This window comes from Streptomyces sp. NPDC002206, from assembly GCF_053593595.1.
On the sequence record NZ_JBSFCW010000014.1, the window covers coordinates 107,015 to 122,953 of the forward strand.

Annotated in this window: 17 protein-coding genes and 1 pseudogene; 13 read left to right on the forward strand and 5 right to left on the reverse strand. The window is 69.5% G+C overall.

Annotation, left to right across the window (positions count from 1 at the left end):
- Positions 1 to 9 precede the first annotated feature (9 nt).
- From ACWCP8_RS24545 to ACWCP8_RS24565, 5 genes are all read left to right on the forward strand, one after another.
- Positions 10 to 1,434, forward strand: a complete 1,425-nt coding sequence (locus tag ACWCP8_RS24545) for an extracellular solute-binding protein (protein WP_382838408.1) — start codon at positions 10 to 12, stop codon at positions 1,432 to 1,434.
- An 87-nt stretch (positions 1,435 to 1,521) separates the two neighbouring features.
- The gene (locus ACWCP8_RS24550) at positions 1,522 to 2,481 is read left to right on the forward strand and encodes a carbohydrate ABC transporter permease (protein WP_326601873.1); all 960 of its coding nucleotides are present in this window, start codon (positions 1,522 to 1,524) and stop codon (positions 2,479 to 2,481) included.
- Positions 2,482 to 2,494: 13 nt separating this feature from the next.
- A complete protein-coding gene (locus ACWCP8_RS24555; RefSeq protein WP_352267057.1) occupies positions 2,495 to 3,445 on the forward strand; it encodes a carbohydrate ABC transporter permease in 951 nt (316 codons plus the stop codon).
- 315 nt (positions 3,446 to 3,760) lie between these two features.
- Positions 3,761 to 5,383, forward strand: a complete 1,623-nt coding sequence (locus tag ACWCP8_RS24560; protein ID WP_352267055.1) for a glycoside hydrolase family 13 protein — start codon at positions 3,761 to 3,763, stop codon at positions 5,381 to 5,383.
- Between the two features lie 79 nt (positions 5,384 to 5,462).
- A complete protein-coding gene (locus tag ACWCP8_RS24565) occupies positions 5,463 to 5,780 on the forward strand; it encodes a cupin domain-containing protein (RefSeq protein ID WP_352267054.1) in 318 nt (105 codons plus the stop codon).
- A gap of 67 nt (positions 5,781 to 5,847) precedes the next feature.
- Here ACWCP8_RS24565 and ACWCP8_RS24570 read toward each other — a convergent pair whose 3' ends face one another.
- Positions 5,848 to 7,098, reverse strand: coding sequence for an MFS transporter (locus ACWCP8_RS24570; protein ID WP_451118136.1), 1,251 nt, complete (start codon positions 7,096 to 7,098; stop codon positions 5,848 to 5,850).
- 80 nt (positions 7,099 to 7,178) lie between these two features.
- On the opposite strand from ACWCP8_RS24570, the gene ACWCP8_RS24575 reads away from it, so the two are divergent.
- A complete protein-coding gene (locus ACWCP8_RS24575) occupies positions 7,179 to 8,072 on the forward strand; it encodes a LysR family transcriptional regulator (RefSeq protein ID WP_451118138.1) in 894 nt (297 codons plus the stop codon).
- 7 nt (positions 8,073 to 8,079) lie between these two features.
- Here ACWCP8_RS24575 and ACWCP8_RS24580 read toward each other — a convergent pair whose 3' ends face one another.
- A complete protein-coding gene (locus ACWCP8_RS24580; RefSeq protein WP_451118140.1) occupies positions 8,080 to 9,381 on the reverse strand; it encodes an RNA polymerase sigma factor in 1,302 nt (433 codons plus the stop codon).
- The gene (locus tag ACWCP8_RS24585) at positions 9,381 to 9,737 is read right to left on the reverse strand and encodes a YciI family protein (protein WP_352267050.1); all 357 of its coding nucleotides are present in this window, start codon (positions 9,735 to 9,737) and stop codon (positions 9,381 to 9,383) included. The genes ACWCP8_RS24580 and ACWCP8_RS24585 overlap by 1 nt, the downstream gene beginning before the upstream one ends.
- A gap of 199 nt (positions 9,738 to 9,936) precedes the next feature.
- Between ACWCP8_RS24585 and ACWCP8_RS24590 the strand changes: the two genes are divergently transcribed.
- The 4 genes from ACWCP8_RS24590 to ACWCP8_RS24605 all read left to right on the forward strand — a co-directional run bounded on the left by ACWCP8_RS24590 (position 9,937) and on the right by ACWCP8_RS24605 (position 12,926).
- A complete protein-coding gene (locus ACWCP8_RS24590; protein ID WP_356005942.1) occupies positions 9,937 to 10,563 on the forward strand; it encodes a GNAT family N-acetyltransferase in 627 nt (208 codons plus the stop codon).
- Between the two features lie 159 nt (positions 10,564 to 10,722).
- Complete coding sequence (locus tag ACWCP8_RS24595; RefSeq protein WP_352267048.1) at positions 10,723 to 11,604, forward strand: substrate-binding domain-containing protein; 882 nt, start codon at positions 10,723 to 10,725, stop codon at positions 11,602 to 11,604.
- An 84-nt stretch (positions 11,605 to 11,688) separates the two neighbouring features.
- Complete coding sequence (locus ACWCP8_RS24600; protein ID WP_451118145.1) at positions 11,689 to 12,573, forward strand: hypothetical protein; 885 nt, start codon at positions 11,689 to 11,691, stop codon at positions 12,571 to 12,573.
- A 212-nt stretch (positions 12,574 to 12,785) separates the two neighbouring features.
- A complete protein-coding gene (locus ACWCP8_RS24605; RefSeq protein WP_352267046.1) occupies positions 12,786 to 12,926 on the forward strand; it encodes a hypothetical protein in 141 nt (46 codons plus the stop codon).
- A gap of 141 nt (positions 12,927 to 13,067) precedes the next feature.
- Here ACWCP8_RS24605 and ACWCP8_RS24610 read toward each other — a convergent pair whose 3' ends face one another.
- Entirely contained in the window at positions 13,068 to 13,256 is a 189-nt protein-coding gene (locus ACWCP8_RS24610; protein WP_451118147.1) for a hypothetical protein, read from the reverse strand.
- A gap of 251 nt (positions 13,257 to 13,507) precedes the next feature.
- On the opposite strand from ACWCP8_RS24610, the gene ACWCP8_RS24615 reads away from it, so the two are divergent.
- Positions 13,508 to 13,771: a type B 50S ribosomal protein L31 gene (locus ACWCP8_RS24615; protein WP_352267044.1), complete on the forward strand. Its 264-nt coding sequence runs from the start codon at positions 13,508 to 13,510 to the stop codon at positions 13,769 to 13,771.
- Positions 13,772 to 13,903: 132 nt separating this feature from the next.
- Positions 13,904 to 14,215, forward strand: a pseudogene (locus ACWCP8_RS24620) (acyl-CoA dehydrogenase family protein); the annotation flags it as partial.
- Positions 14,216 to 14,324: 109 nt separating this feature from the next.
- Here ACWCP8_RS24620 and ACWCP8_RS24625 read toward each other — a convergent pair.
- Entirely contained in the window at positions 14,325 to 14,522 is a 198-nt protein-coding gene (locus ACWCP8_RS24625; protein WP_451118149.1) for a hypothetical protein, read from the reverse strand.
- A 365-nt stretch (positions 14,523 to 14,887) separates the two neighbouring features.
- Here ACWCP8_RS24625 and ACWCP8_RS24630 point away from each other — a divergent pair, with 365 nt between their 5' ends.
- Positions 14,888 to 15,820: a carbohydrate kinase family protein gene (locus ACWCP8_RS24630; protein ID WP_352267041.1), complete on the forward strand. Its 933-nt coding sequence runs from the start codon at positions 14,888 to 14,890 to the stop codon at positions 15,818 to 15,820.
- The last annotated feature ends 119 nt before the right edge of the window (positions 15,821 to 15,939 follow it).

A 15,939-nucleotide genomic window follows, 5' to 3' on the forward strand; every position in this document is an offset into this window, starting at 1 on the left:
GGACCATCGATGAGAAGTGCTGGGTTCCGCCGTCATCGCCGTACACGCCGCACCTCCGCGGCCGCCCTCGTCACCGCACTCGCCCTGACCGCTCTCGCCTCCTGCGGTACGAGCAGCAGCGGCGACAGCAGCGGCGGCGGTTCCGGCGGCGGCTCGTCCGACCCGTCAGCTCCGCTGGACCCGAAGGCGAAGGTGACGCTCTCGATCGACTGCATGCCGCCGGCCGCGAAGGCCGCGGAGCTGCGGGAGTGGAACGAGGACATCAAGACGTTCAACAAGAAGTACCCGAACGTCAAGATCAACGGAAAGTCCACCCCGGGTCAGTGCCTGGAGCCGCCGCGCTTCACGGCGATGCTCAAGGCGAAGTCGCAGCCCGACGTGTTCTATGCCTACTTCACCGACCTTCAGCAGGTGCTCGACAACGACGGCGCCGAGGACATCTCCGCGTACGTCACCGACAAGACGGTGCCGGCGCTGAAGGACATCCAGCCCCAGGTGCTGGACGTGGCCCGCAAGGACGGCAAGCTCTACGCCCTGCCGACCAGCAACTACACCATGGGCCTGATGATTAACCGGAAGCTGTTCACGCAGGCCGGCCTCGACCCGAACTCGCCGCCCTCGACCTGGGACGAGGTCCGCGCGGCCAGTAAGAAGGTCGCGGCCCTCGGCAAGGGCATCGCGGGCTTCGGCGAGTACAGCGCGGGCAACAACGGCGGCTGGCACTTCACCGCCACCCAGTACGGCCTGGGTGGCGATGTCGTCGACGCGAGCGGCACGAAGGCGGCCTTCAACGACGCCAACGGCAAGCAGGTTCTCCAGCAACTGCACGACATGCGCTGGGAGGACAACAGCATGGGCCAGACCCAGCTGCTGAAGTGGGGCGACCTGCAGAAGCAGATTTCCTCCGACAAGCTCGGCATGTTCCTCGCCGCGCCCGACGACATCGCGTACATGGTCCAGCAGCTCGGCGCCAAGTACGAGAACTTCGGCCTCGGACCGATCCCCGGCGCCAAGGGGACTCTCTTCGGTGGCAACAACTACATGATCAAGAAGGGCAGTTCGCCCGACAAGATCAAGGCCGCCGTCGCCTGGCTGAACTTCAAGAACCTCACCCAGGGCAAGGGCCAGTTCGACTGGGCCCGCACCAAGGCCGACCAGCTGCCGGTCGGACTGCCGCAGCCGAACTTCTTCCTGGGTGACACCAAGACGAAGGACGACGCACAGCGGGTCGCCAATGCCACGATGCCGGTCGAGAACTTCAAGGCCTTCATGGACAACCCGGTCACCGGCAAGGCCGAGCCGCCGAAGGCCCAGGAGATCTACAAGATCCTCGACAACGCCATGTCCGGCGTCCTGACCAACAAGAACGCAAACATCGACAAGCTGCTCTCCGACGCCGAGAAGCAGGTCAACCAGGTGCTGGCGAACCAGTGACGGACGCGCGGGACCGGGTCACGCGGACCCGGCCCCGCCCCGGACCGTCGATCCGCGTCTGAAGTACACCGGCACCGAGGAGACATCATGTCGGCCCCCACCCTGTCCACCAGCAAGGCGACCAGGCCACGCCACGGACACCCGGGCCCCGCCCGCCCGAACTCCGCCCGCGAGGAGTTCGTACGAGCCGTGCGCCGCAACATCTCGGCGCACGGCTTCCTGATCGGGGCGGTGCTCTGTTTCTCGTTCTTCTCCTGGTATCCGATGGTCCGGGAATTCATCCTGGCCTTTCAGAAGAACGAGAACGGAAAGACCACCTGGGCCGGCTGGTCCAATCTCAGTTACGTCGTCAACGACCCGGCCTTCTGGCAGGCCTGGCGCAACACCCTGCTCTTCACCGGCCTGGCCCTGCTGCTGGGCTTCCTGGTCCCGTTCGTCGTCGCCGTCGTACTCAACGAATTCCGGCACGGTCAGGGCTACCTGCGGCTACTGGTCTATCTGCCGGTGATGCTGCCACCGGTCGCCTCGGTCCTGCTCTTCAAGTACTTCTACGACCCCGGCTACGGACTCTTCAACCGCATCCTGGAGGTCTTCCACCTCCCCGCCCAGCAGTGGCTGCAGTCCACGGACACCGCGATGCTCTCCGTCGTCATCGCGGCCACCTGGATGAACATGGGCGGCGCCACCCTGATCTACCTCGCCGCACTCCAGTCGATCCCCGGCGAACTGTACGAGGCGGCCGAACTGGACGGCGCGGGACTGCTGCGCAAGGTCTGGCACGTCACCATCCCGCAGACCCGGCTCATCCTCTCGCTGCTCCTGCTGATGCAGATCATCGCGACGATGCAGGTCTTCACCGAGCCGTTCCTCCTCACCAACGGTGCGGGCCCCGAAGGTTCCACCACGACCGTCGTCTACCTCATCTACCAGTACGCCTTCAACTTCAACAACTACGGCAGTGCGGCCGCCCTCGGACTCGTCCTGCTCGTCGTCCTCGCGGGCTTCTCCGCGGTGTACGTACGACTCAGCCGCAGCAGCGAAGACTAGGAGGGGCCCGACCATGGCATCGAACACCTTCGTCTCCCGACGGCGCGTCCCCGGACAGCGCAGGGCCGAACGGCGCGCCGCCGACCTGGGGCGCCAGCGGACCCTGATCTCGCCGGCCCAGCTCGGCCGGCCCCGCGGCAGGACCGTCTACTGGATCGTGTTCGGCGTGGTGATCGCCCTGTTCACCGTGGCCTTCCTCGGGCCGCTCTACTGGATGGTCACCGGCGGACTCAAGACCACCCAGGAAGTCGTGCAGAGCCCGCCGACCGCCTTCCCCACGTCGGTCCATACGGAGAACTATTCCCGGGCGTGGACGGTGATGGACCTGTCCCGGCTCCTCTTCAACACCCTCTACTACGCGTTCGGCGCGCTCGCCTTCCAGTTGCTCTTCGACGTCGCCGCCGCCTACTCGCTCTCCAAGCTGCGGCCCATCTTCGGCAAGGTCATCCTCGGCATGATGCTGGCCACGCTGATGATCCCGGCCACCGTCCTCGTCGTACCCCAGTACCTCACCGTCCTCGACGTGCCGATCGTGCAGCGCAATCTGCTCAACTCGCCCTGGGCGATCTGGCTGCCGTCCGTCACCAACGCCTTCAACATCTTCCTGCTGAAGCGATTCTTCGACTCGATCCCGCGCGAACTCCTCGACGCCGCCGCGATCGACGGGGCCTCGCCCCTGCGCACCCTGCGCTCCGTGGTGCTGCCGATCTCCCGGCCGATCCTCGGCGTCGTCTCCATCTTCGCGATCGTCGGCGTCTGGAAGGACTTCCTCTGGCCGATGCTCACCCTGCCCGACCCCAGCAAGCAGACCCTCAACGTGGGTATCTACTCGCTGGCCAGCGGTGTCCCCGAGAACGTCCTCATCGCGGCACTCACCATCGCGTCCATCCCGACGCTGCTCATCTTCCTGCTCTTCCAGCGCAACATCATGAGCGGACTCACCGCGGGCGGCCTCAAGGGCTAGGGCCTCTCGTTTGGATCATGCTGGGCTCGCGGGATCTGGTGCGCACATCTGCCGCGTTGTCGTCAGTCTTCCCCAAGCTCTCGGCTTCGCTCGAGCAGGGGAGCCCCCATTCGCTCCGCGTGGGCTCCTTCCTCCGCCTTGCAGCTGCACGCACCAGATCCCGCTCCCTGATCCAGCCTGATCCAAACGAAAGACCCTAGAGCCACCCGCTGCAGCAGCCTTCTCCTCCCCAGCGCTCCGCCGTCGGCTCTCCCATCCAGCGCCCCGCTGTCCGGGGCCGGCGGCGGAGTCCCACCTGCCCGAAAGGAACGCCACGTGGCAGCCAACCGTCCGTCCGAGCCCACCGTGAACTGGTGGCGCGACGCCGCTATTTACCAGATCTATGTACGCAGCTTCGCCGACGGCGACGGTGACGGCACCGGCGATCTCGCGGGGGTACGGGCCAAGCTGCCCTACCTCGTCGAACTGGGCGTGGACGCACTCTGGTTCACCCCCTGGTATCTCTCGCCGCTCGCCGACGGCGGATACGACGTGGCCGACTATCGCACCATCGACCCCGCCTTCGGCACCCTCGCCGAGGCCGAGAAGCTGATCGCGGAGGCTCGTGAACTGGGCATCCGTACGATCATCGATGTCGTCCCCAACCACGTCTCCGACCAGCACGTCTGGTTCCGGGCCGCCCTCGCGGCCGGCCCCGGAAGCCCCGAGCGGGAGCTCTTCCACTTCCGGCCCGGACGCGGCGCGGACGGCGAGATCCCGCCCAACGACTGGGTCTCCGAATTCGGCGGCACGCCCTGGACCCGGCTCGACGACGGCGAGTGGTATCTGCACCTGTTCGCCACGCAGCAGCCCGACCTCAACTGGGCGCACCCGGCGGTCCGTCAGGAACACGAGGACGTCCTGCGCTTCTGGTTCGAGCGAGGTGTGGAGGGTGTACGGATCGACTCGGCGGCCCTGCCCGCCAAGGACCCCGCGCTGCCCGACTTCGTCGAGGGCCGCGACCCCCACCCCTACATCGACCGGGACGAACTCCACGACATCTACCGCTCCTGGCGCGCCATCGCCGACGAGTACGGGGCCATCTTCGTCGGAGAGGTCTGGCTCCCGGACACCGAGCGGTTCGCCCGCTATCTGCGCCCCGACGAGCTGCACACCGCCTTCAACTTCAACTTTCTGGCCTGCCCCTGGGACGCCGGACGGCTTCGCTCCGCCATCGACGACACGCTCGCCGAGCATGCCGCGGTCGGCGCCCCCGCCACCTGGGTCCTGTGCAACCACGATGTGACCCGGACCGTCACCCGTTACGGACGTGAGGACACCGGCTTCGACTTCGCGGCGAAGACCTTCGGCACCCCGACGGATCTCGGACTCGGCACCCGGCGGGCGCGCGCCGCGGCGCTGCTCTCGCTGGCCCTGCCGGGCGCGGCCTACCTCTACCAGGGCGAGGAGCTGGGCCTTCCGGAAGCGGACATCCCTCTCGGCCGGATCCAGGACCCGATGCACTTCCGCTCCGGGGGGACCGACCCGGGACGCGACGGGTGCCGGGTGCCGCTGCCCTGGTCGGCACAGGCGCCGTACGCCGGTTTCGGATCCACCGTCGAGCCCTGGCTGCCACAACCCGAGGACTGGGCGAATTACGCCGCCGATCTGCAGCGCGCCGATCCGGACTCGATGCTCAGCCTGTACCGCGCGGCGCTCCGGCTGCGCCGCACCGCGCCCGGCTTCGGCAGCTCGGGGACACCGGGGGACCAGCTGGTGTGGTTGTCGACCGCACCCGGGGTGCTTGCCTTCGCCCGCGGCGACCGGCTGATCTGCATCGTCAATCTGACCGAGGAGCCCATCGAACTGCCCGGCCACACCGAGGTCCTGCTCATCAGCGGCCCGCCGGCCGACGGAGGGAGGCTCCCGCAGGACACCGCGGCCTGGCTACGGGGCTGATCCAGGCGCGTACCCGCCGGCCGACACGCGGGTTCGCGGGCGGATCGCGGCGGACTCGGGGCTGCGGCAGAGTGGGCACATGGATGATCTCAACGCCCTCGCCGACGAGCATCTGGCCGCCGCGCGTACGTCCCCGCACGGCCGCAGCGCCCACCTGCTGCTGCGAGAGGAGCCGCTGCGGCAGACGGTCATCGCGCTCACCGAGGGCTCGGCCCTCGACGAGCACAACGCGCCGCCCGCGGCCTCGCTCCAGGTCCTGCGCGGGGCCGTCCGCCTGACCGCAGCCTCCGGCGACGTGGAACTGACCGCGGGAGGACTGCAGCCCATCCCGCACGAGCGGCACGGGCTGCTGGCGCTGGAGGACGCGGTGGTGCTGCTGACCGCGGTCAACGACTGACTCCTGCCACCGTTCCGGGATCCGGCGGGACCACGGCGCGCCCGGCGCGGAACCGTCCGTGACGGCGTCACCGCGTCCGTACGCGTACCCGCTCCCACACCCACAGCACGAGGCTGCTCGCGGCGAGGGAACCGCCCAGGACACATATGCCGGTCCAGCCCGCGCGCGACCAGACCACCGAGGCGAGTGCGGCCCCTGCCGCCCCGCCCAGAAAGAAAAGGGTCATGAAGCCTGAGTTGATCCGGTTGCGGGCTTCGGGGCGGAGTGCGTAGATCACGTACTGACTGCTGTTCAGCCCCGCCTGCTGGGCCACGTTCAGGGAGATCATGCCGACGGCGAGCCACAGCGGAGAGGACTCGCCCGCCAGGAGCAGTGGCCAGGAGAGCGTGAGCAGAGCGGCCGACACTCCGGAGACCAGCTGCACTCGGCCGCGGTCACCGAGCCTCGCCGCGATGTTCATACCCACCACGCCGATGACGCCGAGCAGACCGAAGAGCCCGATCGCGGCCGCGTTCCAGCCGAAGGGCGGCCGGGCCAGCAGAAAGGTCAGCGCGGTGAGCTGCACGCTGTACGAGGCCATCGAGAAGGCCGCGACGGCTGACCGCATGCGCAGCAGGGGTTCCTCGCGCAGCAGCGAGAGGGTGGAGCGCAGCAGTCCGCCGTAGGGCATCGAGATGGTGGTGCCCGCCCTGGGCAGCCGGGGCAGGTTGCGGTGCAGAAGCACGGCCATGGCGGCCATGAACAGGGCGTTCATCCAGTACGCGGTGCGCCAGCCGCCGAGTTCCGACAGTGCGCCGGAGGCCAGCCGACCGACCAGTCCGCCGAGCAGGACACCGGACATGACGACGCCGACGATCCTGCCGCGTTCGGCCGGAGCCGCGAGGGTCGCCGCGAACGGCACCACGATCTGGGCGCCGACGGACGCCAGCGCGGTGAGAGCCGTCCCCGCTATCAGCAGGGGGCCACTGGGGGCCGCCGCCGTCAGCAGCAGGAAGAGCGCGGTGAGACCGAAGAGGCCCACGGCGAGCCGGCGGCGCTCCATGACATCCCCGAGCGGCACCAGCAGGATCAGGCCCAGCGCGTACCCGCCCTGGGCCGCGGTCACGATCAGCCCCGCCGCCGTGACACCGATGTGCAGGTCTGCCTCGATCACGTCGAGCAGGGGCTGGGCGAAGTAGTTGCCCGCGGCCGAGAGCCCGGCCGCGACGGTCATCAGAGCGACGAGCCCGCGCCCGAGCACGGGCAGCGGCTTCGGGGCGGTCGTCGGGACGTCGGGGTGTCGCGTCCCGTGGTGTGTCGCGTGTGCGGAATGAGCCATGTCCCACAGCCTCGGGGTGGGGCCACTGATGAGTCCAACACATGTTTTTCATTCGATCCATCGTGATTCACGATGGATGGATGGAACTTCAGCAGATGCGATACGTGGTGGCGGTTGCGGACCTGCGGAACTTCACCCGCGCCGCGAAGAAATGCCTGGTCGTCCAGTCCGCGCTGAGTCATCAGATCGCGCGTCTGGAGAAGGAGCTGGGGGCCCGGCTGTTCGACCGCACGAGCCGTCATGTCCGGCTCACCGCAGCAGGTGAGGCGTTCCTGCCCGCGGCCCGCCAGGCCCTGGATGCGGCGGAACGGGCCCGCGCCGAGGTCGCGGCAGCGGCGGGGGAGGTCAGCGGGCGCCTGGCCATCGGGGCGATCCCGACGCTCTGCTCGGTCGACATCCCGGCCGCACTGCGGGAGTTCCACCTCCGCCATCCGAAGGTCCGTATCGACCTGAAGGAGGGGCCGAGCAAGGATCTGGTCCAGGGAGTGCAGGACAGCACGCTCGATGTCGCCTTCCTCGGTGTGCTGCCGAGCTACCGGCCGAAGGGCGTGAGCGATCACGAACTCGCCCGGGGGGAGCTCGCCGCCGTGGTCGCTCCCACCCACCCTCTGGCGCGTGAGACCGAAGTGGGTCTGGAGCGGCTGGCGGCGGAGACGTTCGTCGACTACCCCGAAGGCACCGCGGCCCGCGCCCAGTCGGAGGAGGCGTTCGAGGCGTCGGGGCTCACCCGCGTGGTGGCCTTCGAGGTCAGCGGGACCGACTTCATCGTCCGGCTCGTGCGCAGCGGACTGGTGGTCGCGCTGCTGCCTGCCGCGTTCGCGGCCGAACTGGCAGGAGTCACCGTGCTGCCGGTGCGCGATGCCCCGGCCCGGACGGAACGCCTGGTCTGGAGCAGGTTCCGTCCCACCCCCGCGGCCGCGGCGTTCCTGACCGGGCTCGGTATCGATACGGAGGCTGCCGCCGAGCGGCCGTGACGACCCCTCAGGCAGGGGGCAGCGCGTGGCGGCGGCGCCGCAGGAACTCCTGCTCGGCGGCGTTGTCCGTCCGGGCGATGGCGGCGTCGTACGCCGATGCCGCTTCGGCGCAGCGGCCCAGTCGGCGCAGCAGATCGGCCCGCACGGCGTGGAACACGTGGTAGCGGTCGAGCCCGAGTTCCTCGACGAGGACGAGCGCCGCACCCGGTCCGTCGACCTCCGCCACCGCGACGGCACGGTTGAGCGCCACCACCGGAGTCGGCGCCTGCGCCAGCAACTGGTCGTAGAGACGCAGGATCTGCCCCCAGTCGGTCGCTGCCGCGGTCGGCGCATCGCTGTGCACCGCGTTGATCGCCGCCTGGATCTGGTACGGGCCGGGCCGGTTCCGGCGCAGACACCGGCGTACGAGCGCCTGCCCCTCGTCGATCAGCGCACGGTTCCACCGGCCGCGGTCCTGGTCGGCCAGGGACACCGGTGCGCCGTCCGGGTCCGACCTGGCGGTGCGGCGGGCCTCGGTGAGCAGCATGAGGGCGAGCAGGCCCAGCACCTCCGGTTCGTCCGGCATCAGACCGGCCAGCAGCCGGCCGAGACGGATGGCCTCCATGCAGAGATCCTCGCGTGCGAGACGCTCGCCCGAGCTCGCCGTGTGCCCCTCGTTGAAGATCAGGTACACAACGGCGAGCACCGCCCCGACCCGGTCGGGAAGGTCTGCGTCGGCCGGGACCCGGTATGGGATCCGGGCGTCACGGATCTTGCCCTTGGCGCGCACCAGCCGCTGTGCCATGGTCGGCTCCGGGACCAGGAACGCGTGCGCGAGCTCCGAGGTGGTCAGCCCGCCCAGCAGTCGCAGGGTCAGCGCGACCTGCGCGGAGGTGGAGAGCGCGGGGTGGCAGCAGGTGAAGATCAACCGCAGTCGGTCGTCACGCACGGGACCCTCCTCGGCCGGTTCGCTGCGGACGTTCAGCTCTCGCGCGAGCGCGGCCCGGGCTTGGCGGTCGGCGCGGGACGCCTCGCGGCGCAGGCGGTCGATCGCCCGGTTGCGCGCGGTGGTGATGATCCAGCCGGCCGGGGCGGGCGGCAGCCCGGCGGACGGCCACCGCTCCAGCGCGGTGGTGAATGCCTCCTGGACGGCTTCCTCCGCGATGTCGATGTCGCCGAAGGCACGGACGAGCACGGCGACCGCGCGGCCGTACTCCGCACGGAAGAGGCGCTCGATGTCCGCGGTGGGTACGACCGGTGCGTCGTCGGGTGTGACGTCCGGTGTGCAAGGCACTTCGGAGGCACTGGGCGGCCCGGGTGCGTCGGGCATCAGCCCTCCACTTCACCTTCGAACGGCCGGACCTCGACGGGGAGGGTGATCGCCCGCGCGGCCTTGCGGCCCCAGTCGAGGGCAGCGTCCAGATCGGGTGCCTTGATGATGCACAGCCCGCCGAGATACTCCTTCCCCTCGGCATACGGCCCATCGGTGATCAGCGTGTCCCCGTCCTTCGGCCGCACCGTCGTGGCGGTGCTGGGGGCGTGCAGTCCGCCCGCGAACACCCAGGCCCCGGCCTCCTGGAGCTCCTGGTGGAAGACGCCCACGTTCCGCATGATCCCTTCCAGCACCTCGGGAGCGGGCGGCTCGCCGTGGGCGGGCGTGATGACGCTCAGCAGGTAGTGCTTCATGGTGTGCCTCCTCGGCTACGACGTCGGCACCGTGCCGGCGTCCCACCTCCTATACGAACGGCTTCCGCCCGGATCGACACGGAACACTGTCGTGTTCCCGGAAAGTTTTCCGGGGGAGCACCCCGGGACGCTCGTGATCCCCAGGACACTGCCGCACAGAGTCTTGTGGGAGCGCTCCCAGCACCGGCAGGATAGGGCGATGACCAAGCCTGCCGGCCTACGGGCCTACCACCCCGACGACCGTGAGGCCCTTGCGGACATCTGTGTCCGGACGGCCGACAACGGCGGCGACTCCCGGCACCTGTATCCGGACCTCGACCTGATGCCCTCGATCTTCGCCGCACCCTATGCGAATCTCGAACCCGACCTGACGTTCGTGGTCGACGACGGTACGGGCCGGGCGGTCGGCTACATCCTGGGGACCGCGGACACGCCGCAGTTCGTCGCCGCATTCCGGAAGCAGTGGCTGCCGCTCGTCGAGGACCGCTTCCCGCAGCTCGACGGCGCGCCGCGGACCCCCAGCGAGGAGATGATCGCCCTCCTGCACAACCCGGAACGGATGCTCGTCCCCGAAGTCGCCGCTCACCCCGCCCACCTGCACATCGATCTGCTGCCCGCATGGCAGCGGAAGGGGTACGGCAGAGCGCTGATGCGGACGTTCCTGGCCGCCCTGAACGCCAAGGGCGTGGAAGCCGTGCATCTCTCCATGGTCACGGCGAACACACCGGCCAGGGCCTTCTACGACCGCTTGGGCTTCGAGGAGATCGACGTACCGGACCCCGGACCCATCACGTACCTCGGGCGCAGCACCGCAGCGGACCTGTGAGGCGCCCCGCGCACACCGGCTGATCCCGCCGGTCCCACCGAAGGCGGACAAGGGACCGGGAACTCTGCCCGGCAGGGGTGTCGCGCCGATGGGCTGGGCAGGTACCGGTGTACGAGCCCGGAACAGGGGCGAGGCAGCCGGTACAGAGGGGTGTGTGGCGTGAGGGAGCAGACCGTGTGGCAGTTCTCCGACGATCGTGGGCAGCTGTCGACAGCCGAGCGGCGCCCGTCGAAGGTACTCGCGTATGTCCAGGCCGGTGCCACGCTGTGGGACCACGGGATACATCCGTGGGGGATCTTCGGCTCGGGCCACGACGGCGACGAGCCCGACCGTGCGAAGACCGGCTCCCTGCCGCTGACCGAGGTCGAGTACCTCGGCGCGGGCAGCGACCTCGACGTGGACACTCTGTTACGAGGCGGGCCGGACCTCGTCGTGGCCGTCAGCTACGGGGGAGGGCATGTCTACGGGCTCGCCCCCGAGACGGCCAAGCACCTGGAGGAACGAGTTCCGGTCGTGGTCGTCGACGTGGGCCGGGCACGCACCCTCGCCGACATCGGCAACCGGTTCGCCGAGCTGGCCCGCTCGCTCGGGGCCGAGGAGACCCCGACGATGAAGCAGGACCTGGCTGCCGCCCGGGACCGGTTGCGCACCCTCGCCGCCGGTCCGTCCCGGCCCCGGGTGCTTGCCCTGTCACCGGCCGGGCAGGCCCAGGCGCATCTCGCCCGTCCCCGCATGTGGCCGGAGCTGCGCGTACTGACGGAGCTGGGCGTCGACGTCCTCGAACCGGCAGCCGGGCCCGGTGCCAACTGGTCAACGGTCGGCTGGCCGGAGGTGACGGCCCTGCGGCCCGGGATCCTGCTCACCGACATCCGGTCCAACGCCACACCCCTGGACCCGGTCCGTCCGAACGCGGACCGGTCGGCGCTGGAGCGGGCGGCCGCCGTGGTGCCGTGGAATCCGGAACCGGTCTGCAGCCCCCAGGCCCATGCGCGGTTCCTGACGCTCGTGGCGGACGCTGTCGAGGCGGCGCAGGGCCGTTAGCGCGGGCCGGAACCACTGCGTCGCCCGGTACGTCCGACCGGCAACCAGCAAGGGCTGAGGGCCGAGCGCGGACAGGGGCGGGGCATGAACAGAGGCAGGGTGGGCGGAACGGTCGCCGTGGTCCTGGTGACCGCGCTGTCGGCGGCGGCGTGCGGCGGGGGTGTCCCCGACGACCTCGTGACCGAGGGGAACCGACCGGCCGCGCCCTACAGTGGCCCGCTCTACCTGCCCCACCCGGACGTCGAAGGCGACACCCCGCAGGCGAGGAGGACGGAATCGGGGGCCGCCGGCCGCGCTCTGGAGTGCGACGGGGACATCTACTCCGGCGGCGGCAGCGAACCCTGGAGCAAGGGCGACGGCGGGGCGACACCCGAGGAAGGGCTGAAGCTGCACTTCGAGATCGAGCAGCCCGATCTGCCCCAGTACGGCTACCGCGTGGAACGCAAGGAAGCGGACCGGGTCCTGTACTCGTTCGACGTGGACCGCAGGACGAAGATCGCCGTCATCGTCGCCAAGGACCGCAAGGGACGCCCGGGCTGGGGTCCGGAGACCACGGCCACGTGCGACCCGGCGGAGCTGCCGTCGAGCTATACGGACAAGCAGCCCTACCGGGTCTGGACCGACAAGGACGGCCGTCGGGTGCCCGTGTCCAAGGTGAGCAGCTCGGCAGGCTCGGCGCACTGCGACTGGCAGAAGGCGGACTTCCTCGAATGGGGCGCTGGTTCGGGAGGGGAGGGCTCGGCCGACCGGAAGGTGTACGCGCGTGATCCGGAGGGCGTCCTTCCCTCGGGCATGCTCACGTCGGCGTACGACGGGGATGTGACGATGCCCGCCGGCGCCCGGTCCACGGGCTACCACCTGGACGACTGGGAGCTGTGGCTGACGGACGACATGTCCAGGGTCTATGTCCGCACCCCGGACGGGGTGGAGGCGTGGCCCGCCATGAAGCAGCACATGGGATGCCGATGACCAGTCCGGCGTACCGAGCCTCACAGCGGGGCCGAGGGTCCGTCATCGAGCGCCGCACCGACACGGTACGACGCCCAGGACCTGTCTGACACATGCTCATGGGCCCGACGTGTCTGCGCGGCAGCAAGTTGTGTGCGCCCCGAGCGCGTCGCTGGTTGTTGCTGTCGACGTCTTGATCGGCGGGAGGGCGGCGGCAGGGTATGCGGGTGACGATGGCGAGCACTGCGGCGCGGACCGGTCACGTGGACGAGGACTTCACAATCATCCATCGTGTCCGGCAGGCGGAGGCGCGCCACGCGGTGGCGGCGGACGACGCGACGATCGCATACTGCACCGACCTCGGCGAGGCCTGACCGTCGCCGGTGGAGTGTGCGCGGCTGCCTGGCGTGGGATCAGCCTTGCCCGCCCCGGTATCTCTCAAGCCGTAGGGCTGCCGGCGTGGGGCTGCAGACCGGGGCAACGGCCTCGACAGTCCGACAGGGCCGGTCCGCTCTCTACAGCCTGAGCCAGAGGAAGCCCACGAGACCGACGGGCGTCAGGAGGCAGAGCAGCCCCGTCGCCAGGAACACAACTGAAAGGATCTTCAACGCTCTTGCTTGCTGGGCACGGCATGCGGCGAAACAGGTGAAGCTCACGGTGGCGAGAACGGGCAACGAGATGAAGACGAAGCCCAGCGCACCCATGCTTCGCCCCCGTTGTTCCCGCCCACCCGTTGCGACGGAACGGTATGCCGGCCTCCTCGGGGCGGGCACAGTCGCGCCTCAGGAGCGTGCCCTTGTGAAGCGGTCGGTGACCCGACCGGAGTCGTGAAGGCACCTGTTCGTAGCCGGGGCACGGCACCGCCCCCCGTACGGACCGTCTGCGATCGCGCCCGCCGGATTCGTTCGCGAGGCTGGGCTGAGCCGAGTCCGTACGTACGTCCCCAGGAGCAGGCATGCAGCAGGACAAGCACCCTTCCTACCGTCCCGTCGTCTTCCGCGACCGCTCCGCGGGCTACGCCTTCCTGACCAGGTCCACCGCGACCAGCGACCAGACGATCGACTGGGACGACGGCAACTCCTACCCCGTCGTCGATGTGGAGATCTCTGCCGAGAGCCACCCCTTCTTCACCGGCAAGGCGCGGGTCGTCGACACCGAGGGGCAGGTCGCGAAGTTCGAGCGGCGGTACGGGGAGGAGGGGAGCAAGGACGCCTCCTGACCCACCACCGCTCGGAGCCCCCGTATGTGAACTCAGTTGACCGATCGCTCGACGTTCTCCCAATACGGCTTGCGGAGATCGCGCTTGAGGATCTTGCCCGCCGGAGACAACGGCAGCGACTCCATGAATTTGCATTTCCAGAACACCACGTTCGTGCTCGCCGAGTGCGCCGCCGAGCTCGAGGCTGCCCAGGCCATGGTCGACAAGGCCATCGACCTGTTCGACGCGGACGAGCTGACCCCGGCCGACGCCGCCGAGATCAAACTCTTCGGCACCGAGACGGCCGACCGGGTCATCGACAAGTGCCTGCAGCTGCACGGCGGCTACGGCTACATGCTCGAGTACCCGATCGCCCGCCGGTACGCCGACAACCGCGTCAGCCGCATCCACGGTGGCGCCAACGAGGCCCGGAAGACCGTCATCGCCAAGTCCCCCGGCCTCTGATCGGTCCGGCCCGCCCGGCTCCGTGGAGACCTCGTCCCGCGGCCTGACACGAGGTCAGTTCTTCGCGAAAATCGGAGAGTTGGTCGTTCTGTCGTCCAGGAGGTGCTGATCAGAAGGTAGCCGGACCGACGAGTCGATCGGCGGCTGGAATTCCCAGTACGTCCAGGCCGAGTTCGATGAGCAGCGCGGTGGGCAGCGGACGCTCCAGCAACGGCACTCGAGCCGCGACGGTGACCAGAGCGAACACGGCGTGCGCCGTTACCCGTGCTTCGGCTTCGTTCAGATCCGGCCGTGGTCGGGCTACCACGCGACGAGCATGGAAGACAGCGCCACGACCGTGGGGCGTCGACCGCGGCAGCCAGGATCTATGCCTTGCGGTTGTTCGGGCGATGGGTGCCGCTGCCGGTGGTGGTCATTGTCGCCATCCTGCGATCCGCGTCCGGCCCCGCTGTCGCGCCCACGTCATCGGCGGCCGACGGCAGGCGGGAGTGTGGCACATCTCCACAAAGTGAATGAGCCTCTTTCTTGTTCCGCGGGAATGAGTGTCGGTCGGCCGGTCATCGATGTGACCGACACCCGCTATGCACGCGGCAGGATCGGGCCCAATGTGTTCGGAGGCCGCACGGCCTACCAGGACACCTTCGTTCGCGCACTCTAGGAGATCCCACCCTCATGCTCGACAGACTCGACCTGCTGGTCATCGGCGAATGCGTCGCCGACATCGTCCGGCTGCCGGGTGCGGCCGATCGGGTCCACCCGGGCGGCAGCCCGGCCAATGTCGCGTACGGTCTGGCCCGGCTCGGGCGCAGCGCCACCCTGCTCACCCAGCTCGGACCGGACGACAACGGGCGGCTGATCAGAGACCATCTGGCGACCGCCGGGGTCGAGGTCCGCACGGACAGTGCTGCGGCGCCCACCCCTTCCGCCGCCGTGACCCTGGACGGCGGTGGCCGGGCCACGTACACCTTCGCGATCACCTGGACGCTGGACCCGGTGTCCCTGGACCGGCCGCCGCACCATGTCCACACCGGTTCCATCGCGGCGGTGATGGAACCCGGCAACGCGACCGTGCTGGGCGCCGTCGAGTCGCTGCGGGCGGGCGCGACGGTCAGCTACGACCCCAATGTGCGGCCCGAGTTGATGGGGGACCATGACGCAGCCGTGCGTAAGGTCGAGCGCTGTGTCGCGCTCAGCGATGTGGTCAAGGCCAGCGACGAGGACCTGGAGTGGCTGTATCCGGGCCAGGAGCCGGAGCAGGTAGCCGAGCGGTGGCTCGCCGCCGGCCCGGCCGTTGTACTCGTCACCCGAGGGGGAGACGGTGCGCTGGCCGTTCTCCCGGATGGGCACGTGACGGTCGACGCCCTTCCCACCGACGTCGTCGACACGGTGGGGGCGGGCGACGCCTTCATGTCGGGCACGCTGCACGCCCTCGCCTCGCACGGGCTGCTCGGCGCGGGCAGCCGGGAGCGGCTGCGTTCGCTGGACCGGGACACCGTGACCGATGTCCTGCGCCAGGCGGCGGCCTCGGCCGCTGTGACTGTCGCACGGGCGGGCGCCAACCCGCCGGACGAGGCGGAGTTGGAGGAGGCGCTCACCCGCCACTGAACAGGGTTCCGAAATGACGGTGCCACCGCCCCTCGCGGGAACGGTGGCACCGTCATGTCATGCCGTCAGCGCGGGGTCACCCGACGGGGATGGGGCTTCAGCAGCCGACGCGCACTCGG